At 68.9% G+C, this 19,818-nt stretch carries 22 protein-coding genes and 1 tRNA gene; 12 read left to right on the forward strand and 11 right to left on the reverse strand.

All coding sequences use genetic code 11. The annotated features are described in order from the left end of the window. Positions 1-21: 21 nt before the first annotated feature. Positions 22-1,095 carry a lipid II:glycine glycyltransferase FemX gene (locus AC4D2F_RS14055; RefSeq protein ID WP_104168761.1) on the reverse strand — a complete coding sequence of 358 codons (1,074 nt, stop codon included), beginning with the start codon at positions 1,093-1,095 and terminating at the stop codon, positions 22-24. A 146-nt stretch (positions 1,096-1,241) separates the two neighbouring features. On the opposite strand from AC4D2F_RS14055, the gene AC4D2F_RS14060 reads away from it, so the two are divergent. From AC4D2F_RS14060 to AC4D2F_RS14075, 4 genes are all read left to right on the forward strand, one after another. After that, on the forward strand, positions 1,242-2,246 hold the full coding sequence (locus AC4D2F_RS14060) for an aldo/keto reductase family protein (RefSeq protein WP_490911072.1): 1,005 nt from the start codon (positions 1,242-1,244) through the stop codon (positions 2,244-2,246). Positions 2,247-2,266: 20 nt separating this feature from the next. Beyond that, a complete protein-coding gene (locus AC4D2F_RS14065) occupies positions 2,267-3,112 on the forward strand; it encodes an NAD-dependent epimerase/dehydratase family protein (RefSeq protein ID WP_104168848.1) in 846 nt (281 codons plus the stop codon). Positions 3,113-3,229: 117 nt separating this feature from the next. Beyond that, positions 3,230-3,682, forward strand: coding sequence for a hypothetical protein (locus AC4D2F_RS14070; protein WP_104168849.1), 453 nt, complete (start codon positions 3,230-3,232; stop codon positions 3,680-3,682). Positions 3,683-3,822: 140 nt separating this feature from the next. Next, on the forward strand, positions 3,823-4,914 hold the full coding sequence (locus tag AC4D2F_RS14075; protein WP_490911073.1) for an alkene reductase: 1,092 nt from the start codon (positions 3,823-3,825) through the stop codon (positions 4,912-4,914). A gap of 55 nt (positions 4,915-4,969) precedes the next feature. On the opposite strand, the gene AC4D2F_RS14080 is transcribed toward AC4D2F_RS14075, so the two are convergent. After that, positions 4,970-5,485, reverse strand: a complete 516-nt coding sequence (locus AC4D2F_RS14080; protein ID WP_490911074.1) for a hypothetical protein — start codon at positions 5,483-5,485, stop codon at positions 4,970-4,972. A 124-nt stretch (positions 5,486-5,609) separates the two neighbouring features. Here AC4D2F_RS14080 and AC4D2F_RS14085 point away from each other — a divergent pair, with 124 nt between their 5' ends. After that, the gene (locus tag AC4D2F_RS14085; RefSeq protein ID WP_490911075.1) at positions 5,610-5,753 is read left to right on the forward strand and encodes a hypothetical protein; all 144 of its coding nucleotides are present in this window, start codon (positions 5,610-5,612) and stop codon (positions 5,751-5,753) included. A gap of 169 nt (positions 5,754-5,922) precedes the next feature. Here AC4D2F_RS14085 and AC4D2F_RS14090 read toward each other — a convergent pair whose 3' ends face one another. From AC4D2F_RS14090 to AC4D2F_RS14110, 5 genes are all read right to left on the reverse strand, one after another. Beyond that, entirely contained in the window at positions 5,923-6,132 is a 210-nt protein-coding gene (locus AC4D2F_RS14090; protein ID WP_104168765.1) for a hypothetical protein, read from the reverse strand. A 146-nt stretch (positions 6,133-6,278) separates the two neighbouring features. Next, on the reverse strand, positions 6,279-6,551 hold the full coding sequence (locus AC4D2F_RS14095; RefSeq protein WP_146067490.1) for a hypothetical protein: 273 nt from the start codon (positions 6,549-6,551) through the stop codon (positions 6,279-6,281). 109 nt (positions 6,552-6,660) lie between these two features. Next, positions 6,661-7,566 (reverse strand): SDR family NAD(P)-dependent oxidoreductase, encoded by a 906-nt coding sequence (locus tag AC4D2F_RS14100; protein WP_490911076.1) that lies wholly within the window; start codon positions 7,564-7,566, stop codon positions 6,661-6,663. A 166-nt stretch (positions 7,567-7,732) separates the two neighbouring features. Beyond that, positions 7,733-8,113 carry a hypothetical protein gene (locus AC4D2F_RS14105; RefSeq protein ID WP_490911077.1) on the reverse strand — a complete coding sequence of 127 codons (381 nt, stop codon included), beginning with the start codon at positions 8,111-8,113 and terminating at the stop codon, positions 7,733-7,735. Positions 8,114-8,152: 39 nt separating this feature from the next. Further along, on the reverse strand, positions 8,153-8,344 hold the full coding sequence (locus tag AC4D2F_RS14110; RefSeq protein WP_490911078.1) for a hypothetical protein: 192 nt from the start codon (positions 8,342-8,344) through the stop codon (positions 8,153-8,155). A 107-nt stretch (positions 8,345-8,451) separates the two neighbouring features. Here AC4D2F_RS14110 and AC4D2F_RS14115 point away from each other — a divergent pair, with 107 nt between their 5' ends. The 3 genes from AC4D2F_RS14115 to rsgA all read left to right on the forward strand — a co-directional run bounded on the left by AC4D2F_RS14115 (position 8,452) and on the right by rsgA (position 11,186). Then, on the forward strand, positions 8,452-8,955 hold the full coding sequence (locus AC4D2F_RS14115) for a metallophosphoesterase family protein (protein WP_490911079.1): 504 nt from the start codon (positions 8,452-8,454) through the stop codon (positions 8,953-8,955). 139 nt (positions 8,956-9,094) lie between these two features. After that, a complete protein-coding gene (locus tag AC4D2F_RS14120; RefSeq protein WP_490911080.1) occupies positions 9,095-9,928 on the forward strand; it encodes a hypothetical protein in 834 nt (277 codons plus the stop codon). 208 nt (positions 9,929-10,136) lie between these two features. Next, on the forward strand, positions 10,137-11,186 hold the full coding sequence (gene rsgA, locus AC4D2F_RS14125; RefSeq protein ID WP_490911081.1) for a ribosome small subunit-dependent GTPase A: 1,050 nt from the start codon (positions 10,137-10,139) through the stop codon (positions 11,184-11,186). 55 nt (positions 11,187-11,241) lie between these two features. Here rsgA and AC4D2F_RS14130 read toward each other — a convergent pair. After that, positions 11,242-11,318: transfer RNA gene (locus AC4D2F_RS14130), tRNA-Thr, on the reverse strand. Positions 11,319-11,489: 171 nt separating this feature from the next. On the opposite strand from AC4D2F_RS14130, the gene AC4D2F_RS14135 reads away from it, so the two are divergent. The 4 genes from AC4D2F_RS14135 to AC4D2F_RS14150 all read left to right on the forward strand — a co-directional run bounded on the left by AC4D2F_RS14135 (position 11,490) and on the right by AC4D2F_RS14150 (position 16,480). Next, positions 11,490-12,989, forward strand: a complete 1,500-nt coding sequence (locus tag AC4D2F_RS14135) for an alpha,alpha-trehalose-phosphate synthase (UDP-forming) (protein ID WP_490911082.1) — start codon at positions 11,490-11,492, stop codon at positions 12,987-12,989. After that, positions 12,979-13,758, forward strand: a complete 780-nt coding sequence (gene otsB / locus AC4D2F_RS14140; RefSeq protein WP_490911083.1) for a trehalose-phosphatase — start codon at positions 12,979-12,981, stop codon at positions 13,756-13,758. The genes AC4D2F_RS14135 and otsB overlap by 11 nt, the downstream gene beginning before the upstream one ends. Before the next feature lie 132 nt (positions 13,759-13,890). Further along, positions 13,891-14,979 (forward strand): ABC transporter ATP-binding protein, encoded by a 1,089-nt coding sequence (locus AC4D2F_RS14145; protein ID WP_104168775.1) that lies wholly within the window; start codon positions 13,891-13,893, stop codon positions 14,977-14,979. Positions 14,980-15,118: 139 nt separating this feature from the next. Beyond that, a complete protein-coding gene (locus AC4D2F_RS14150; protein ID WP_104168776.1) occupies positions 15,119-16,480 on the forward strand; it encodes a DUF4032 domain-containing protein in 1,362 nt (453 codons plus the stop codon). A 57-nt stretch (positions 16,481-16,537) separates the two neighbouring features. Here the strand turns inward: AC4D2F_RS14150 and AC4D2F_RS14155 are convergent, their stop codons facing one another. The 3 genes from AC4D2F_RS14155 to AC4D2F_RS14165 form a co-directional block, all read right to left on the reverse strand. Further along, on the reverse strand, positions 16,538-17,125 hold the full coding sequence (locus AC4D2F_RS14155; protein WP_490911084.1) for a DUF4190 domain-containing protein: 588 nt from the start codon (positions 17,123-17,125) through the stop codon (positions 16,538-16,540). 102 nt (positions 17,126-17,227) lie between these two features. Then, positions 17,228-18,595 (reverse strand): FAD-binding oxidoreductase, encoded by a 1,368-nt coding sequence (locus tag AC4D2F_RS14160; protein ID WP_490911085.1) that lies wholly within the window; start codon positions 18,593-18,595, stop codon positions 17,228-17,230. Further along, positions 18,595-19,086: an SRPBCC family protein gene (locus AC4D2F_RS14165; protein ID WP_490911086.1), complete on the reverse strand. Its 492-nt coding sequence runs from the start codon at positions 19,084-19,086 to the stop codon at positions 18,595-18,597. Before AC4D2F_RS14165 ends, AC4D2F_RS14160 begins: the two co-directional genes overlap by 1 nt. Between the last annotated feature and the right edge of the window lie 732 nt (positions 19,087-19,818).

The following is a 19,818-nucleotide window of genomic DNA, read 5'->3' on the forward strand; positions in this document are numbered from 1 at the left end:
GCGCCCTCTGCGGGCCCTTGCTCAGTAGAACGGCTGATGCGTGCGTCGCCAGTGGATCTGGCGCGCCACACGCTCCGCGATCGTGTTCCACACACGATATTTCCAGCCGCTGACCACGAGGTCGTAACAACCGGCGAAATCCGTCACCGTCTTGGTGAAACTCGTCTTGAACAGCCCGAGGCCGTGGAACGGGTGGTCCTTGTCCTTCAACCGGTCGCCCGGCGGGGTGCCGCAGAAGTCGTACTCGACGATCCCGAACTCGTCCTTGAGATCGGTGATGGCCCGCCACTGCACGAGATGCGAGTCCCCGTACTGGGTCCTCCCCGGTCGGGACCCGCCGTCCTTGTAGGTGCCCTTGGTGCCGTAGTTGACCACGAAGGCACCGACCGAGGGCTGCCCGTCCTCGTACACGAAGTAGAAGCGGCCCTGCCCTGCGTCGACGAAGTTCTGCCAGAAGCGGCTGTAGTACTCGAACGAGCGCATCCGGGCGGTCGAGCGATCCTCGATGTGCGCCATGAGCGAGTACATGGCCTCGAAGGTCTCCTGCGTCGGCTCCATGCGCCGGACCTCGACGCCCTCCCGGATGGCCCTGCGGATCGCATTGCGACCGCGTGAGTGGAGGTTCCGCAGCAGCTGGTTCGCGTCCGGGGTGGTGTCCAGCAGCGCCGTGCTGTCGTTGGGCTGCAGGTTGAAGGTCTTGACGAGCCCCGCCGACTGCAAGGCCTCCCGCACCTCCGGACCGTCCACGAGGTCCGGTTCCACCTTGATCGCGAAGACGTTGTGCCCCTCCCTGCGGGCGAGGTCGGCGACGGCGCGCGCCGCAGCGGGCACGTGGGCGGCGTCGGTGACCGCGGGGCCCTTGATCAGGTACCACAGCGCCCCGATGACGGGGACCTTCTTCTCCAGGACGAGATTGTGCGTGGTGTATCCGGGGCCTTCGAGGACCACGAATCGCGGCCGCCAGCCGTGGTGGGACTTCACCTCCGCGAACGCGAAGGAGGAGAGGATGTTGCCCCCGCCCGGGTTCGTCATCACGAGGGAGTCCCAGTCCCGCTGCTCCGTTCCGGTGGCGAAACGAGCGCTGAAGTCGGCCAAGATTCCTCATTCACTGGTGGTGGCAACCGAAGGACGGGCTCAAGTCTAGCGGCTGCGCATCACCCCTCCGCGTCGTGTGACGCATTGGTTGCCTGAGGAACCGGACTTCCTGTACTCGCAGGGTCCGGGTGGTTAGCATCGGCGATATGGACTTCAGATACCTCGGCAACAGCGGCTTCAAGATCTCGGAAATCACCTACGGCAACTGGCTCACCCACGGATCGCAGGTGGAGAACGACGTCGCCACCCGGTGCGTGCGCGCAGCGCTCGACGTCGGCATCACCACCTTCGACACCGCGGACGTGTACGCGAACACCGCGGCGGAGACGGTCCTCGGCGAAGCACTCAAGGGCGAGCGGCGCCAGTCGCTCGAGATCTTCACGAAGGTCTGGGGCCCCACCGGCCCCAAGGGACACAACGACGTCGGGCTGTCCCGCAAGCACATCATGGAATCGATCGACGGATCGCTGCAGCGCCTGCAGACCGACTACGTGGACCTCTACCAGGCACACAGGTACGACTACGAGACGCCCCTCGAGGAGACGATGCAGGCGTTCGCGGACATCGTGCGCCAGGGCAAGGCCCTGTACATCGGCGTCAGTGAGTGGACGGCCCAGCAGATCCGTGACGGCCACGCCCTCGCGAAGGACCTCGGCTTCCAGCTCATCTCCAACCAGCCCCAGTACTCGATGCTGTGGCGTGTCATCGAGGGCGACGTCGTCCCCACCTCCGAGGAGCTCGGGCTGTCGCAGATCGTCTGGTCACCCGTCGCGCAGGGCGTGCTGACCGGCAAGTACACGCCGGGTGCTCAGCCCGAGCAGGGTACGCGGGCCTCGGACGACAAGGGCGGCGCCGACATGATCAAGCGCTGGATGAGCGACGAGGTGCTCACGGGCGTGCAGAAGCTCGCACCGATCGCCGACGGCGTGGGCCTGACCATGGCCCAGCTGGCCATCGCCTGGGTGCTGCAGAACAGGAACGTCGCCTCGGCGATCATCGGCGCCTCCCGGCCCGAGCAGGTGGAGTCGAACGCCGCCGCTGCCGGCGTGAAGCTCGAGGACGACGTCCTGAGGGCGATCGACGATGCGATCGGCGACCTGGCCGAGACGGACGTCGCCAAGACCGTCTCCCCCGAGACGCGACCGGTCTGATGGCGACTGCGACCAGCCCGCTGAACGTCGCGGTCACGGGCTCCAACGGGAAGCTGGGGCGGAGCGTCGTCCGCGGCCTGCGCGAGGCCGGGCACACCGTCCTCGAGCTCGACCAGTACGGCGAGCGCACCCCGACGTTCCTCCGTATCGACCTGAGGGACTACGGGCAGGTCGTCGACGCGCTCCTCGGCGTGGACGACCGCCACTCCGGCCTCGACGCCGTCGTGCATCTCGGAGCCATCCCGGCTCCGGGCCTCCAGGCGGACGCCGCGACGTTCCACAACAACATGGCCGCCACCTACAACGTCTTCCAGGCCTGCCGGCGGGCCGGCATCAAGCGGGTCGTGTACGCGTCCAGCGAGACCGTCCTCGGACTCCCGTTCGACACCCCGCCCCCGTACATCCCGGTGGACGAGGAATACCCGGCCCGGCCCGAGAGCACCTACTCCCTCGTCAAGCACCTCGAGGAGCAGCTGGCGATCGAGCTGACGCGCTGGGATCCGCAGCTGAGCATCACGGCGCTGCGCTTCTCGAACGTCATGGACCCGGAGGACTACGCCGAGTTCCCGTCCTTCGACGCGGACGCGACCGCCCGGAAGTGGAACCTGTGGGGGTACATCGACGGGCGCGACGGCGCCCAGGCGGTGGCGAAGGCCCTCGAGAACGCGGCGCCGGGCTTCGACCGCTTCATCATCGCGGCCGCCGACACCGTCATGAGCCGCGCCAGCGCGGACCTGGCGGCCGAGGTGTTCCCGGGCGTCGCGCTGACGCGCGAGGTGGGCGAGCACGAGACACTCCTCTCCATCGACAGGGCCCGCAGGGTGCTGGGGTACGAGCCCCGGCACAGCTGGCGTGACCACGTCTAGCGCACTCCATCCGGCCAGGTCCGCGACGGTCCGGGCGGCGGCACGAGCTGTCGCCCGGAGCGGTTCATCAGTAGGCTGATGATCGACGACGCGCAGCACCGACGAAAGGCAGACAAGATGACCGAGAACCTTCCCGATGAGGAACTGACCATCGTGGGCGAAGAGCCCGACGTGCCGAACGACGCGCTCGCTCCGGAGGCCTTCGACCCGGTCCTCGAGGGCCGGCCGGACAGCTACGACGGCGCAGCGGAAGACAACCCGGACCGCTGGCAGGAGGATCCCCTCCTGCAGGACGAGCCCGGGGTGGCCGGGACCGTCGCCGACGAGAACGGTGTCGCCGTGGTCGGCGAGGAAGGCGTCCTCAGCGACCAGACCCTCCGGACGGAGACGGCCGAGGCCCGGTACGAGCACGGCGACGAGCAGTACCCGCCGGAGGAGCCGATGCTGGGCGAGGCCGCGGCCGACGTCGACTTCGGCATGATGGAGGACGACGAGGTCGACGCGAGCGACGATCCCGCCAACCGCGGCGGGTCGCCGCTGAGCGCGATCGACGAGCAGGGCATCGAATAGCGCTCACCGCGCGATGCAGCACGAAGCCCCGGGGGTCCGCCCTCGGGGCTTCGCCGTTCCCGTGAGGCAGCACACATCCGGAATACGCTCCGAGGCGCGCCGGTTGCCGCCACTAGACATCGACCGGAAAGTAGGACCTCGTGAAACTGTTCTCCCCCCTCACGCTCGGCACGCTCGAACTCCCCAACCGCGTGGTGATGGCGCCACTCACCCGGGTCCGCTCCGGTGACGCCGGCATCCCGGGCGACCTCGTCGTCGAGCACTACCGGCAGCGCGCCTCCCTCGGCCTGATCGTCAGCGAAGGCACGTACCCCAGCCACGCCGGCCAGGGCTTCCCGGGCCAGCCCGGCCTGGTCGAGGACGAGCAGCTCGCAGGCTGGAAGCGCGTCACCGACGCGGTCCACGCGGACGGCGGGCGCATCGTCGCGCAGGTCATGCACGCAGGCCGGGTGACCCATCCCGACACGAACGGCGGGTACGAGGTCGTGGCTCCCAGTGCCGTCGCGATCGACGGCGTCACGCGCACCAGCACCGGCAAGCAGCCCTACCCGGTGCCGCACGCCCTCAGCACCGGGGAACTCCCGGGCATCATCGAGGAGTTCGTCACCGCCTCGCGGAAGGCCATCGACGTCGCCGGGTTCGACGGCGTCGAACTGCACGGTGCCAACGGCTACCTGCTGCACGAGTTCCTCTCCCCCGAGTCGAACCAGCGCGAAGATGCCTACGGCGGCTCGCCGGAGAAGCGGGCACAGTTCCTGATCGAGCTCGTCACGGCCGTCGTGGCCGAGGTCGGTGCGGAGAGGGTCGGCCTGCGCATCTCCCCGGCGCACAACATCCAGGACGCGCTCGAGACGGAGGCCGCGGACGTCCACGCGACCTACGGCACGCTGGTCGACGCCCTCGCCCCGCTGAAACTCGCCTACCTGAGCGTCCTCCACGCCGACCCCACGGGGGATCTGGTCCAGGACCTGCGCGCGCGCTTCGGCGGACCGGTCCTGATCAACAGCGGATTCGGTGTGATCACCAATCGCGACGAAGCCATCGCCATCCTCGAGGACGGGGTGGGTGACGCCGTCGTCGTCGGCCGTCCCGCCATCGCGAACCCCGACCTCGCCCGCCGCTGGCGGGAGAACCTGCCGGAGAACCAGCCGAATCCGGCCACGTTCTACTCGACGGGTGCCGAGGGATACACGGACTACCCGTTCTACGACGGTTCGGCGGACGCCAACTAGACCACGGGCGGGCATCGGCCGGCGCCCGCACCAGCGCACCCGTTGGGCGCCCCCGTCACTCGACGGGGGCGCCCTTCGCGTGTCGTGGCCGGCGCTCGGGTAGCAGGCGACGATCCAGCCATGCGCGGAGCCCCGACCAGCGGAGGGCCGCCCACCCGAGAAGGAGGGCCACGGCCAGGTGGGTGTGGAGCATGAGCATGACCTCCGGGGAGTGGCCCTGCCCGGCCGCCGACCCGACGGGCACGTCGTCGCCATGATGGCCCACGGCCGCGCCGGGAGCGGACGCCACGGCCCCGTCCGCCAGCCCGCCGAGGAGCCAGTGGAGCACCTGCTGTCCGGCGCCGAGCAGCAGCAGCACCCCCCACGCGGGCATCCGCGACCGGCGGGCGACCGTGGCCGCCAGGACGGCAAGGGCCGCGAGGGCACCCAGGATCGGCAGGCCCGGGAGCGCACCCCCTGACAGGGCGTGGACGCCGGCACCGAACCCGACCACCAGGAGGCCCACGGCGGCGGACCCCGCGACCGCCCGCGGGCGTTCGACGGACGGCTGGGCGGCGTCCAGGGCTTCCACCCCCTGATCGTAAGCATGCTGATGACCGCGCGTCACGCGGAACCTCACCGGGACCCTGCCGGCCCCGGATCCGTAGACTGACGCCATGGGAGCTTCTGTTCCCCCGAACCGAGAGGATGAGCGCATGTCAGAGACTCCAGGCGACGACGACCGTATCCACAACGAGGCCCCGGCCGAGGGTGACACCGCCGCCGACCCCGCGGACATCCGGGTGCATGCGGAAGACCCTGCCGAGGGCGCGGATTCCGAGGACAGCGACGGCACCTGATCCGATCCGCATCCCTACGGTGAGTGGCCACTGACGGCCTCCGGGCGCATACCGCACGTGTGCGAGCTCCCGCTTCGTGGACGTGTACTCCTGCGTGTCCGGATCCGCTCGGCCCGGACAGCGTCGGCGGACCGGCGTCAGCGGAGTCGACAGAGGTAGCGGACCGGCGTCAGCGGACGCCCTCGACGACCTCGCCGAAAGGGACCTCCTGCGACAGTTCGGCCTGCCGGTCCACGGCCTGATCGCTGACGAGGATGCCGTACTTGCCTTCGGCGACGGACTGCTTCATCACCATCAGCACGGTCTCGGCGAAACCTTCGTCCTGGCCTTCGAGGAAGGTGATGTAGGCGGGCGGGAAGTTCTCGGGAACGGTGAGCATGACCTCACGCTACCTCCCGCCACCTGCGCCTGCCGAGCGTTTTCTCATCCCCGCCATCGACGGTCGGGTCTGTTGCACCCTCCGCCGGGCCGGTCGGCCGACGCGCTCCCGGAGATCGAAGAGGCACAGCCTCCCGGGTCGATTGCTCAGCGTCGGCGCCGCTGCGCCGCCTGGTGACCGAGCTCCGCGACAGCGGCCGCGGCGATGACGAGCGAGAGTGCCACAACGGCCAGCATCACGTACAGCAGCACGAGGGTGGTCATCGGCGACGACGCGCTGTGCAGGATCCGCAGACCGCCGAACAGCCCGACGGCCCAGAAGACGCCCACGCCGGCGAGCGCGTAGGCCGCACGCCGGTGCCCACGATCGAAACCCATACTCCGGGCACACTGCATGAGGAGGCCCTGCCATTGATCCATAGCTCCACTATGGGGTGGTGGGCGGGGAGTGGCGCCAGCGGCCGCTATCGTGTTCCTCACACTGGCGGGCCCGTGGTCCATGGTCTATGGTCCCCATCACGGAGCAGGCTCAGCGCCGGGGCGTGCGGCGGAGCCAGGGCATGATCCGCCAGCCGCCCGTGACTCCCGTCGTGACCCGGTCCGCCTCGAAGAGATTGCCCGCCGAGGAGGGGATGGATCCCTTCTTCAGCGCCATCGCGGGGTAGGCGGCCGCCATCAGTGCTTCGTAGGCGGCGGGCGCCAGAACCCGCGCCAGGACCGCCGTCGACTGCACGCGTCCCACCTGCGTCAGCCGTCGGGGCTTCCGCGAGACCCGGACGATCGCGCGCGCGACGCGCACCGGGTCGGTGACCGGCGGCAGCGGGCGGACGGGCCGTCCGGTGTAGTTCGCCGCGTGCTGGTGGATCGGGGTGTCGATGGTCGCCGGCAGGACGGCGCAGACGTGGATGCCCGGCTCCCGCCGCAGTTCCATCCGGAGCACCTCGAGGAAGCCGAGAAGCCCGAACTTGCTGGTGACGTACGGGCCGACGAGCGGTGAGGTGACCCGGGAGTAGACCGACGCGACGGACACCAGGACGCCTCGGCCCTGGCGGCGGAACACGCCCAGTGCCGCCCGCGCGCCGTATACCTGGCCCAGCAGGTTGACGTCGATGATCCGGTCGAACACCTCGGAGGGTGTCTGCTCGAACGTGCCGAAGCTGTACAGCGAGGCATTGCCAACCCATACGTCGATGCCTCCGAAGCGGTCGACGGCAGCCTCCGCGAGCCGCTGGACATCGACCTCCGAGGAGACATCGGTGGGTACGGCGAAGGCGGCCGCTCCCCTGTCCCGGCACTCCCGGGCGACGGCCTCCAGGGTGTCGCCGTCCCGCCCGGCGAGGACCAGCTGGGCGCCGTCCTCCGCGAACAGGCACGCCGTCGCCCGGCCGATACCGCTCGAAGCCCCCGTGATCACCACGGTCACCGCTTTCCTCATCCTGTGCCTCCCGCTCGTCCGCCCCGCACATCGGCGCGGCGCCTCCTCCGAGTCTTCGGGGCAGCGACAGTCTTGTCACGCACTTCCTGTGCCGCTACCGAGAAGCAGCAGACACAGGAAGGGAGCCCGTCCGATGGCGGACTCCCTTCCTGGTGGGCGTTGCCGGTCAGCGCCCTGTGCGCGGATCCCCGTCCTGCGGGAGGTCGGGGTCGATGGTGTCGGCTTCCTGATGGTGATGCGTCACTTTCTCACGCAGGCCCTGCGCGTCGGTCTGGCGCTCCTGGGCCTGCTGGCGGAGCCTCTCGGCCTCGACCTCGGCCCGCTGGGCTTCGGCCTCGGCCATCGAGGCCTTCGCTTCGCGCTCGCGGGCTTCGAGCTCGGTGGCCTTCGCCTCCTCGCGCATCTCGGCGGCGCGGTGCCGATCCTGTTCCTCCTGGTGCTGGCGTCGGGCTGCTCCGCGCTTGCGGGCGAGGATCGCCACGAGGGCGACGACGGCCAGGACGACGATGATCCCGACGACGATCCACACCACTTGACTCGTATCCACTGCTCACTCCTTCGATCGTTGATGGCCCGCCGGGCGTTCCTAACCTCCGAAGCCGCCCAGTCCGGGAATCTTGCCCAGCAGGTCCTTCGGGTTGATGCCGAACTTCGCCAGGAGGTCGGAATGCTGCTCCGGATCCACCTGGTCGGGGAGCTGGGACTGTGCCTGCTCGGCGTCGTCGTTCTTGCCCTGGCTCTTCAACAGATCGATGATCTGCGCCTTGTCGATCTTCATTGCTGCCTCCTGATGGGTCGGACACCGATTAGTAAGCGTGCTTAGGGGATCATGGCACAACGCCTCCCACTTGTCACGAGCCCCGGAACACACCGCAGAATGGCTGGATGCCCCTCCACCTGACGATCCTCGCCGACACCCACCTGCCGAAGCGTGCCCGACAGCTGCCCGGCGAGGTGTGGGACGCGATCGAGGCGTCCGACGTCGTCGTCCACGCCGGGGACTGGACCGAGGCGCCGCTCCTGGACGAGCTCCAGGCCCGGGCCCGCCGCCTCATTGCCTGCTACGGGAACAACGACGGCGCGGACCTCCGGGCGCGCCTTCCGCTGGTCGCCCGTGCCGAGCTCGACGGCGTCCGCCTCGCCGTCGTGCACGAGACGGGCCAGAAGCAGGGACGGGAGGCCCGCATGGCCGCGCTCTACCCCGACATCCACGTCCTGGTGTTCGGGCACAGCCATATCCCGTGGGACACGCACGCCGCCACCGGCCTGCGCCTGCTCAACCCCGGCTCCCCCACGGACCGCCGCCGCCAGCCGCACTGCACCTTCATGACCGCGACCATCGATGCGGGCCACCTGGATGTCGACCTGCGCAGCCTGCCGCCGCGCTGATCCGGGCGCGATCCGGGAGCCGTTCGATCACCCGGCAGTCCGTGGAGGGCCCCGACTGGTGCCATCGACCACCCTGGGAGCGCCGGATTGGTAGGGTGACCTGCAGAAGTAAGCAGCCTGTCGATATTCTGGGAGCCCCTTGAGCAAGCACCTGTACCCGCTCGCGTCCGTCGGCGCGGCTCTGCTGTGCGGCCTCACCCTCGGGGCGCTGCCCGCAGCGGCCGCCGAGGTATGCCCCACCATCGGCGCCCCAGGCTGCGAGGCCCCGCAGACGCAGGTCCCCGGCAGCCCGAGCACGGTCACGCCCGCCACCGTGCGGACCGGTCCGGCACCCGAGCCGGAGCGGACGGACCCCACCCCCGTCACCCGCAGGGAGACGACGCCCCCTCCACCGGCGACGACGCCCGCAACACCCCCTGCCACACCCCCTGCCACACCGGCGACGATGCAACCGCCAGCGCCGTCCGTGGTCACGAACCCGCCGCCCGCGGATCCGACAACTCCTCCAACCGAGTCCGCAGAGCCGACGACGTCGCCACCGACCGTGACGCCCGAGCCCACGCCGTCACCATCGCCGACCGTGCCAGCCCCCGCACCTGCCCCCGCACCTGCCCCTGCCCCTGCCCCGCAGCCTGTACAGCCGCTGCAACCGGTGGTGCCCGTCGTCCCCTTGCCGCCGGCGCCCCAGGTCCTGCCGGAGCCTGCGATCGTCGAGGAGGTGCCGGCAGAGGAGACGCCGACGCCCAAGCCGTCCAGGAGCCCGGCCACACCGTCCCCTACCCCGTCCGCACCCACCTCCACGCCCGCTCCCTCCACCTCGGCGAGCGCCGACGAGGCCGTGGCGCTCGATCGGACGGACGCGCGGAGGCAGCCGAACATGCCCTTCCTCGCGGTGCTCTCGGTCATCATCATGGGCTGCCTCGTGGGGCTCGTGAAGGTCGTGGGACCACTCGTCGTGCGGCGGTCGCACTAGGCCCGAGGTGCCTGTTCCCTTCCCCGGCGGGCCCCGCTAGGCTGTAGGCCCGAAGGCTCGTGGAGCCGCCAGGGAGTACGAGGAGGTGGAGTCATGAAGAAGGTCCTTGTCGTTGCGCCGTGCGCAGACAACAACCCCATGAACCCCGCCTCCCGGGCATCCGCGCCGTAGTCGCGCCCCGCGGGAGGCCTCCTTCGGAGGAACCACCGTGAACACTCTCCTGCAGTACGGCTTCACCGACCGCATCAACGCTCTCTTCTCCTTCCACTATCCGTCCGGCGTCCATCCGGCCAGGGTCATCCGAGCGGACCGTGCGCGGGTCCTCGTCGGCACACGGCACGGCACCCTGCACGTCGACAGCCCGGACTCCTTCGTCACCGGGGACTGGGTGGGGCTGGAGGGCGACGGCGACGTCCGCGTCATCACCGGGCACCTGCCCCGCTGGTCCCTGCTCCAGCGCAAGCGGGCGCACGATCCGCTGTCCGAGCCGCAGATCCTGGCCGCGAACATCGATCTCCTGGGCGTCGTGGTACCTCTGGACCGGCCGCTCTCGACCAACAGGCTCGAGCGCACCCTCGTCGCCGCCTGGGATTCCGGGGCCGTGCCCCTCGTCATCCTGACCAAGGCCGATCTCAGCTCTCGCTTCGACAGCGTGGTCGCCGAGACGGTCGAACGTGCCCGGGGGGTCGAGGTACTGACGACGTCGGCGGAGGCCGGTGACGGCCTCGAGCACCTGCGCGGACGCATCGGTGCCGGACAGACCCTGGCACTGGTGGGACCCTCGGGGGCCGGCAAGTCGAGCCTGATCAACGCCCTCATCGGTAACGCCGCACAGGACACCGGCGAGGTCCGTGCCACCGACGGACGCGGGCGGCACACGACGACGGCGCGGGAGCTGGTCCCGCTCGGGGACGGTGCCGTCCTGATGGACACACCGGGGTTGCGCGGCTTCGCACTCTGGGACGCGGAGGACGGGCTGTCCCAGGTGTTCGGCGACGTCGAGGAGCTGTTCGCCGGGTGCAGGTTCCACGATTGCGCCCACGAGAGCGAACCCGGGTGCGCCGTGCAGGCAGCCATCGCGTCCGGGGACCTCGAGGAACGCCGCTGGCTGAGCTACCGGAAGATGGACCGCGAGCTCGCGAGCCTCCACCGTCGGCAGAACGTCGCGGAGCAGCGGCGTCAGGGGAAGGCGTTCCGTCGGACTGTCCGGGACGCCGTCCTGGCGAAGGACTACCGGAACCGCTTCCGGGAGGGGTGAGGGGCCGTCCTCGCGCTGCACGCCGTCATGCGGCAGTAGTGCGGGGCGGGAGTGGTGGAGCCCCCTGTCGGATTCGAACCGACGACCCCCGCTTTACAAGAGCGGTGCTCTGGCCAACTGAGCTAAGGAGGCGTACTGATCGTGCCAGCGCGGCGCCGCCGTCGTCGTCCCTGACCTGGGATCCACGGGACAGCACGACGCCGAGCGCTCAATAAGGGTAGCCCAGCGCCGGCACCGCGTGAAATCAGCCACGCCTCCGGCTGCGCGTGACCGGATAGAGTCAGTTGCGAGACCAACTACCTTATGGAGCCCGTTTTGAGCGCTGCACAACCCTCGACCACACCCGGCGTCCAGGCGTCGTTCTCGGCGGACGGCCAGCACGGTGATTTCGACTTCATCGTCGTCTCCAACCGGCTGGCGGTGGACCGCATCGTCGACGAGAACGGCGACAGTTCCTGGCGTCGTTCCCCGGGCGGGCTCGTGACCGCACTGGCGCCGGTGATGGCGAAGGCCGACGGCGCCTGGGTGGGCTGGCACGGAGCCCCCGATGAGACGCTCGAGCCCTTCGACGAGTCGAACATGCGCCTCGTGCCCGTGCCGCTCAGCGCCGAGGAGGTGGAGCTGTACTACGAGGGCTTCTCGAACGCCACCCTCTGGCCGCTCTACCACGACGTCATCGCCTCCCCCGAGTTCCACCGCACCTGGTGGGACTCCTACCGGCGGGTCAACGAGCGCTTCGCGCAGGCGGCGGCGTCCGTCGCGGCGGAGGGGGCGACCGTGTGGGTGCAGGACTACCAGCTGCAGCTGGTCCCCAAGATGCTGCGCGAGGCCCGCCCGGACCTGAAGATCGGCTTCTTCAACCACATCCCGTTCCCGCCGCTGGAGATCTATGCGCAGCTGCCGTGGCGCCGTCAGGTCATCGAAGGACTGCTCGGCGCGGATCTCATCGGCTTCCAGCGGCCGAGCGACGCCAGCAACTTCCTGCGGTGTGTGCGCCGCTTCAAGGGCTACACCATCAAGGCACAGCAGGTGCAGGTCCCGGCAGGCGCCGACGGCACACCGGGCTACGTGTCGCGGGCCGAGGCGTTCCCCATCTCCATCGACACCGCGTCGATCACGGAACTGGCGCAGCGGCCGGACGTCATCGAACGCTCGAAGGAGATCCGACGCGAGCTCGGCGACCCGGAGCACGTCCTGCTCGGCGTCGACCGGCTCGACTACACCAAGGGCATCGGCCACCGCCTCAAGGCCTACGGGGAGTTGCTGGAGGACGGCGCCATCACGGTGGAGGGTGCCGCCCTCATCCAGGTCGCCAGCCCCAGCCGCGAGCGCGTGGAACAGTACCGCCTCCTGCGTGAGGACATCGAGGGTGCGGTGGGCCGCATCAACGGGACGCACGACACCATGAAGAACACGGCGATCCGCTACCTGCACCACAGTTACCCGGTCGAGGAGATGGTGGCGCTGTACCTGGCTGCCGACGTCATGCTCGTCACGGCCCTGCGGGACGGCATGAACCTCGTGGCCAAGGAGTACGTCGCCGCCCGCACCGGGAACACGGGCATGCTCGTGCTCAGTGAGTTCGCCGGCGCGGCGGACACCCTCCGTCAGGCGATCCTCGTCAACCCGCACGACATCGACGGGCTGAAGAGTGCCATCGTCACGGCGATCTCGATGCCGAAGACGGAGGCCATGCGGCGCATGCGGCTCATGCGGCGCCAGGTGATCCACAACGACGTCGAGCGCTGGTCGCAGGCCTTCCTCAGCGCCCTCCAGGCGGAAGGCCCCGGCAGTGGCGATTGAGGCGGAGCTCCACGCCGCCCTCCGCCGCCTGGCCGCCACACCGCGCCTGCTCGTGGCCCTCGACTTCGACGGCACGCTCGCCCCGCTCGTGGAACGGGCGGAGGACGCCCGAGCCCTCCCGGCATCGGCCGAGGCCGTCCGGGCGCTGGCTGCCCTTCCCCATACGACGACGGCACTCATCTCCGGCCGGGCCCTCGACAGCCTGCGGGCCGTCGCTGATCCGCCGGCGGACACGATGCTGATCGGCAGTCATGGCGCCGAGACGTGGACCGGGCCGGACCGCGCACCCCTGGCACTGACCCCGGAGCAGGCCGACCTCCTGGCGCGCGCCGTCGCCGTCGTCGAACAGGTCGTCGCCGACCACGCCGGGACGCGCATCGAGTTCAAGCCCGCCGGCGTCGTGCTCCATACCCGGACGGCGGCGGACGACATCGCCGGTGCCGCCGTGGCAGCAGCCCGGGCAGGGCTCGTCCCGCTGGACGGCGTGAGTATCACGGACGGCAAGCGCGTCCTCGAGATCTCGGTGGTCGAGGCCGACAAGGGCCAGGGACTGGCCCTGCTGCGGCAGGCGGCGGGCGCAACCGCGGTCTTCTTCGCGGGCGACGACGTCACGGACGAGCATGCGCAGAAGACCCTCGGCGCGGGCGACATCGGTGTCAGGATCGGCCCCGGGGAGACCGCGGCCCCCTTCTCCGTCGCCAGTCCCGAGGCCTTCACCGAGGTGCTCGAGGAACTCGCGGCGCTGCGTGCAGCAGGTGCACGCGCGTAGGGAACGTGTCATACTCAGGAGGCGTGACCAACGTCACCGGTACTGCTGGCGGACCACGCGCAACAATTGAATATCTTTCCATTCACTACGGATCGTCGGGCACGTACCTGCCCGTGAAAAGGAATCAACTCCATGGCAACGGTAACGTTTGACCAGGCCACGCGCCTGTACCCGGGCACCGAGAAGCCCGCCGTCGACAAGCTCAACATCGACATCGCCGACGGCGAATTCCTCGTCCTCGTCGGACCCTCCGGTTGCGGAAAGTCCACCTCACTGCGCATGCTCGCGGGCCTGGAGGACGTCAACTCCGGACGCATCCTCATCGGTGACCGCGACGTCACGGACGTCCCGCCGAAGGATCGCGATATCGCGATGGTCTTCCAGAACTACGCCCTCTACCCGCATATGTCGGTGGCCGACAACATGGGCTTCGCGCTCAAGATCGCCGGCGTCTCGAAGGAAGAGCGTGCCGAGCGCGTCCGCGAAGCGGCGAAGCTCCTGGACCTCGAGGACTACCTCGACCGCAAGCCGAAGGCCCTCTCGGGCGGCCAGCGCCAGCGTGTCGCCATGGGTCGCGCGATCGTGCGTAACCCGCAGGTCTTCCTCATGGACGAGCCCCTGTCCAACCTGGATGCGAAGCTGCGTGTGCAGACGCGTACGCAGATCGCCTCGCTGACCCGCCGTCTCGGCGTCACCACCGTGTACGTCACCCACGACCAGGTCGAGGCCATGACCATGGGTGACCGCGTCGCCGTGCTCAAGGACGGCATCCTCCAGCAGGTCGACACCCCGCGCAACCTGTACGAGCGGCCGAAGAACGTCTTCGTCGCCGGCTTCATCGGCTCGCCGGCCATGAACCTCCTGGAACTGCCCGTCGCCGACGGCGGTGTCCTCTTCGGCGGCATCGTCTACCCCGTTCCGGGCAATGTCCTCGAGGCCGCGGCCGGCAACACCGTCACGCTGGGTGTCCGTCCCGAGGACCTCGTCCTCGCGGCCCCGGGTGAGGGACTGCAGGTCGAGGTCGACGTCGTCGAGGAGCTCGGCGCCGACGCCTACATCTACGGCCACACCACACTGGACGGCAAGGACCACGACATGGTGGTCCGTGTCGACGGCCGTCGCCCACCGATGAAGGGCGACAGCGTCTACGTACGCCCCGAGCAGGGCCACGTGCACCTGTTCGACACGACGAACGGACTCCGCCTGGCCGAGACGGTCTAGGTTCTCGCGGATCACGCACGACGACGGCGGTGGTTTCGCCGGGCATCCTCTGGAGGCCCCGGGGAAACCACCGCCGTCGTTTAACGGCCACTACGCTTGATGCAGGCCCACTTCCCGCCCAGACACGAAGGCAGCACCCATGACGGAGACCTCGAACGCCCAATGGCATGACGAGCCGACGGATTACCACCAGACCGGGAAGCTCCCGCGGGTGCGTCCGGCATCCTCCGAGGTCCCCAATCTGGGCTCCCTCAACATCACGGCGGCGGCCACCGATCCCGAGCTTCTCGACTTGCCCTGGCACATCGCCCTCGAGGAGTGGCCGGCCAGTGCCCTCGCCGCCCTCCCCCGCGGCATCTCGCGGCACATCGTGCGGTTCGCGCACCTCGGTGGGTCCGTGATCGCCGTCAAGGAGACCGGGGAGCACATCGCGCGCCACGAGTACCACATGCTCCGAAAGCTCCAGCGGCTCGACGTCCCCTGCGTCGAGCCCGTCGCCGTCATCTCCGGGCGCGCCACGCCGGAGGGCGAGGAACTCGATCCCGTCCTCGTCACGCGCCACCTCAAGTTCTCACTCCCGTACCGGGCGCTGTTCTCCCAGACCCTCCGCCGCGACACGCTGACCCGCCTCATCGACGCACAGGCGCTGCTCCTCGTCCGCCTGCATCTCATCGGCTTCTACTGGGGAGACGTCTCCCTCTCCAACACCCTGTTCCGACGCGATGCCGGGTCCTTCGCCGCGTACCTCGTCGACGCCGAGACGGGCGAGCTCTATCCCGAGCTGTCCACCGGCCAGCGCGAGTACGACCTCGAGATTGCCCGCGTGAACATCGCCGGCGAGCTGATGGACCTCGCCGAGGGCGGTCTCATCGAGGAGAAGGTGGATCCGCTCGCCACCAGTGAACTCATCATGGACAGCTACCGTCGCCTGTGGAGTGAGCTGACGGAGCAGGAATCCTTCGAACTCGGGGATCGCTGGCGTGTGGGGGCCCGCATCCGCCGCCTCAACGAGCTCGGCTTCGACGTGGAGGAATACGCGATCAAGACAGCCGCCAACGGTACGCAGATCCAGCTGCAGCCCAAGGTGGTCGACGCGGGGCACCACAGCCGCCGCCTGCTCCGTCTGACGGGTCTCGATGCACAGGAGAACCAGGCCCGGCGTCTGCTCAACGACATGGACGCGTACCGGGCGGACAACAATCCCACGCTCGACGAGGAGTTCAGCGCACACCTCTGGGTGAACGAGGTCTTCGAGCCCATCGTCCGCGCCGTCCCCCGTGAACTGGGTGGAAAGCTCGAGCCCGCCGAAGTGGTCCACGAAGTGCTGGAGCACCGGTGGTACATGTCCGAGCGGGAGGACAGGAATGTGCCGATGGCCGAAGCCGTGCAGTCCTACCTCGACGACGAACTCCGCCACCGCCGTGACGAGGCGGCGATCATGCTGACAGCGGATGCGAAGACCATCGGCATCGATGAGGACGCCGAGCACAGCGACGATTAGGCGCTGAACGCGGAAGGACCGGCAACCATCGGCTGCCGGTCCTTGTCGAGGGTGCGGTCAGGGGCAGGTCGTCGTTGTGCCCTGGAACTCGACCTCGGTGCCGCTGGGCACTCCCTGGCACAACTCGGCGAACTCGGTGAAGGTCGGGATCAACGCGATGAGACCGATGAGAGCTATTGCCCCCAGGATCGTGAATACGGCGCCGATGATGATTCCGGCAAGGGCGAACCCATTGCCCATCTTCGCCTTCCGTGATTTCACGAAGGCGATGATGCTGATGACCAGGCCCACCGGAGCGATCAGGATGGCAAGGATGAAGCCCACGATGCCGAGCGTCCTGCCGGGGTTCTCTGCCGTCTGGGCCTGGTAGCCCTGCTGTCCCGGGTAGTTGCCGGCACCCGGGCCGTACGGGCTCTGCTGGCCGTACGGAGACGCGTTCTGCTGGCCGTAGGGAGACGAACCCTGCTCACCATAGGCGGACGGGGCCTGCCCGTACTGGGGCTGGCTCTCGCCGTACTTCGGCTGGTCCTGCTGCCCGTACTGGGGCTGGCCCTCGCCGTACGTCGGCTCGTTCTCCCCGTACCGAGGTTTGCCCTGCTCACCGTAGGGCGGTCCGCCCTGCGATCCCGGATTGTTGTCAGACATGCTGCCCCCGAAGAGAAGTGATGTAAGGATGACGGAGATCTCCGACAGTTTCCTGAACAGTATCACCGGGCGTCAGCGCTCATCCGTCAAGGACGGCAACAATCAGGCGACGATGGCCTTGCCCGGGTTCAGGATGCCCAGGGGGTCGAAGACATCCTTGATGCGGGCCTGCAGGTCGAGGACCGCCGGCTGCTGCTCCCAGGCGAGCCATCTCCGCTTGTACTGTCCCACGCCGTGCTCGCCCGTGATCGTGCCACCGAACTCCAGTGCCAGGCGCACCGACTCGTCGAGCGCCTCGTCCAGTCGCGCCTGGGCCTGCGGGCCTTCGCTGCGCGCCACCCAGAAGGTGGGATGAAGATTGCCGTCACCGGCGTGGGCCACGACCTTCAGCTGAACCGCATACTGTTCCGCCATCGCTTCGAGCGCTTGGACGTAGTCGACGAGTCGGGATTTCGGTACCGCGACGTCCTCGCCCACGCGGAACAGGTCATCCACGTCATCTCCCCGGCTGTGTCGCCGCAACTCGACGAGCCGCTCGGCTTCCTCCGATCCCTCCTCGCCGACGTCGGCGCCCAGGCCGACCAGGACCCTCCGGATGGCTTCGGCCTCGGCCGCAGCACCATAACCGTCCGTCCTGACCAGCAGGAGGGAACCGCCTCGTCGGCGGAGATCCGAACCGTGCACATGATCCAGGGCCTCGAGGGTCCTCCCGTCGAGGAGTTCCAGGATCGAAGGTTGCACCCTGGCACGACCGATGGCGAGGACGCCCGCGGCCGCTTGAGGGAAGTCGTCGAAGAAGGCGGCCAGGGTATGGACTTCCTGCGGCAGGTAGCGGAGGCGGACGGTGATCTCCACGACCACCCCCAGTGTGCCCTCCGAGCCGGTCATCAACGCGGTCAGGTCGTACCCGGCGACTCCTTTGAACGTCCGGTGCCCCGTGGAGATGAGGGTGCCGTCCGCCAGGACGACTTTCAGCGCGAGGACGGAGTCGCGCGTCACGCCGTACTTCGCGCAGCGGAGACCACCCGCGTTGGTGGCGACGTTCCCCCCGATGGTGGACCACCGGTAGCTGGCGGGATCCGGCGCGTACATGAGCCCGTACTGCGCAACAGCGGTGTTGAGGTCGGCGTTGATCACACCTGGTTCGACGACGGCGGTCTCGTCGTCCGCATCGACCTTGAGAATCCTGTCCATGAGCTCGAGCGACAGGACGACACAGCCCTCCGTCGCATGTGCGCCGCCGGAGACCCCGGACCCTGCGCCCCGGCTCACCACAGGCACACCATGCCGAGTCGCCCACCGCAGCACCGCCTGCACGTCCTCCACGGTGCGGGCACGGATCACCCCGACGGGGAGGGCAGGTTCAAGGACAGGGCCTTTATCTCTGGAGTATCGGACCAGGTCCTCCGGGTCCGTGGACACCCGGCCCGGAAGCGTCTTCGCGAGTTCATCGAGCCCTTCGTGAAACATCAGGAGCCGCCCATGAAGCGTCGGTAACGCGACAGCGCATCGGGCCAGAACCCGCGATAAAAATCGTAGATGTCCTTCGGATCACCCTCCGTCCACCCCCCGTGAGTGAGCGTGAGCGTGATAGCGGGCTCACCACCTCCTCTTGCTCCTTCGCCTGGAGCCATCTCGATACGCACCACCGTCGTGGAAGCGGAACCTGCATGCCGCCACGACAGCTGGAGCCAGTCCCCAGGGCTGCTGTCGGTCATTTCGCCCCAGACGTTCTCGTCATCGCGAGCCGACGTCTCGACGAGTGCGTTGTCCTCGAGGTCGAAGAAGCTGTCCCCACCCCAGCGGCTCAACTCATCGGCCGGCCACCATAGGTGGAGGTGCTGCGTCAGCCCTGCCCACGCATGGTCCACGGAAGCGGGCACCGTCACTGACGCACGAAGCTCGGGACGCGCTGCCGGGACGTCGGCTGCGCCGGTCGGATGCGAGAAGATACCACTCATGTCTCGACCCTACCGTTCTGTGGGGATGGGCCCCGTCGCTCTGCGTCCGCCCAGGAGTCGGACGCGCCCAACGCGGTCGAGGGCGCCGGCGGCAGTCGTTCCGACACAGCATCCTCCCGCGGTCGGCTTTGAAGAACCGGACTCGGCAGCATTGATCTACGACGCTGAGTCGAGCGAGGGCGCTTGGCGGAATTGCGCGACCCGGACCGGACGCGGCCGACCCGATACCTCCCGGGGACCCGAACGACGGGACGGCCGGACCGTACCTCTACCACTGGCACGTCGACTCGCCGGTGTATGCCCCGACGGGCATGAGAGGTCCGCTCTTGATCGACCCGGTGGTGCACCCGGACTACACGGTGCACCCGGGAGCACGGCCGGGCAGGAGGACGGCGTGGTATCCGAAGGACGAGGAACGCGTAGGGAGTTCACCGAGCCTGTGAGCCGACGTCGAAGGCGGGCCCTGCAAACCCATGCCCGGGAGGTCTGTCCTCCTCCGGCCGCGGTGGGCTGGGCCGTGGTGCGGTTCGACGTGTTCCCCCGCCCGCCGGTTTCCAGGCTGTACTATCTCCGGGTCGAGTGGGAGGACTGGATCATCGGGAACGCGCTCGGAGCACGCACCATACCGATCGCGGCGTCCTGATCCTTCGAGCACCGGCCCGCGTGGTGGGTGGGTGGTTAACGAGGAAAGACCCCACCGTGGTGGGGTCTTTGCTCGTGAGTGGTTGTCCG

The sequence above is a fragment of the Arthrobacter sp. TJ-263 genome, from assembly GCF_058269155.1.

Coding starts and splice junctions, on each gene's coding strand:
- AC4D2F_RS14060 (WP_490911072.1), top strand. CDS start 1,242: ATGGACTTCAGATACCTCGGCAACAGCGGCTTCAAGATCTCGGAAATC.
- AC4D2F_RS14070 (WP_104168849.1), top strand. CDS start 3,230: ATGACCGAGAACCTTCCCGATGAGGAACTGACCATCGTGGGCGAAGAG.
- AC4D2F_RS14085 (WP_490911075.1), top strand. CDS start 5,610: ATGTCAGAGACTCCAGGCGACGACGACCGTATCCACAACGAGGCCCCG.
- AC4D2F_RS14090 (WP_104168765.1), bottom strand. CDS start 6,132: ATGCTCACCGTTCCCGAGAACTTCCCGCCCGCCTACATCACCTTCCTC.
- AC4D2F_RS14095 (WP_146067490.1), bottom strand. CDS start 6,551: ATGGATCAATGGCAGGGCCTCCTCATGCAGTGTGCCCGGAGTATGGGT.
- AC4D2F_RS14100 (WP_490911076.1), bottom strand. CDS start 7,566: ATGAGGAAAGCGGTGACCGTGGTGATCACGGGGGCTTCGAGCGGTATC.
- AC4D2F_RS14110 (WP_490911078.1), bottom strand. CDS start 8,344: ATGAAGATCGACAAGGCGCAGATCATCGATCTGTTGAAGAGCCAGGGC.
- AC4D2F_RS14115 (WP_490911079.1), top strand. CDS start 8,452: ATGCCCCTCCACCTGACGATCCTCGCCGACACCCACCTGCCGAAGCGT.
- AC4D2F_RS14135 (WP_490911082.1), top strand. CDS start 11,490: ATGGAGCCCGTTTTGAGCGCTGCACAACCCTCGACCACACCCGGCGTC.
- AC4D2F_RS14145 (WP_104168775.1), top strand. CDS start 13,891: ATGGCAACGGTAACGTTTGACCAGGCCACGCGCCTGTACCCGGGCACC.
- AC4D2F_RS14150 (WP_104168776.1), top strand. CDS start 15,119: ATGACGGAGACCTCGAACGCCCAATGGCATGACGAGCCGACGGATTAC.
- AC4D2F_RS14155 (WP_490911084.1), bottom strand. CDS start 17,125: ATGTCTGACAACAATCCGGGATCGCAGGGCGGACCGCCCTACGGTGAG.
- AC4D2F_RS14160 (WP_490911085.1), bottom strand. CDS start 18,595: ATGTTTCACGAAGGGCTCGATGAACTCGCGAAGACGCTTCCGGGCCGG.
- AC4D2F_RS14165 (WP_490911086.1), bottom strand. CDS start 19,086: ATGAGTGGTATCTTCTCGCATCCGACCGGCGCAGCCGACGTCCCGGCA.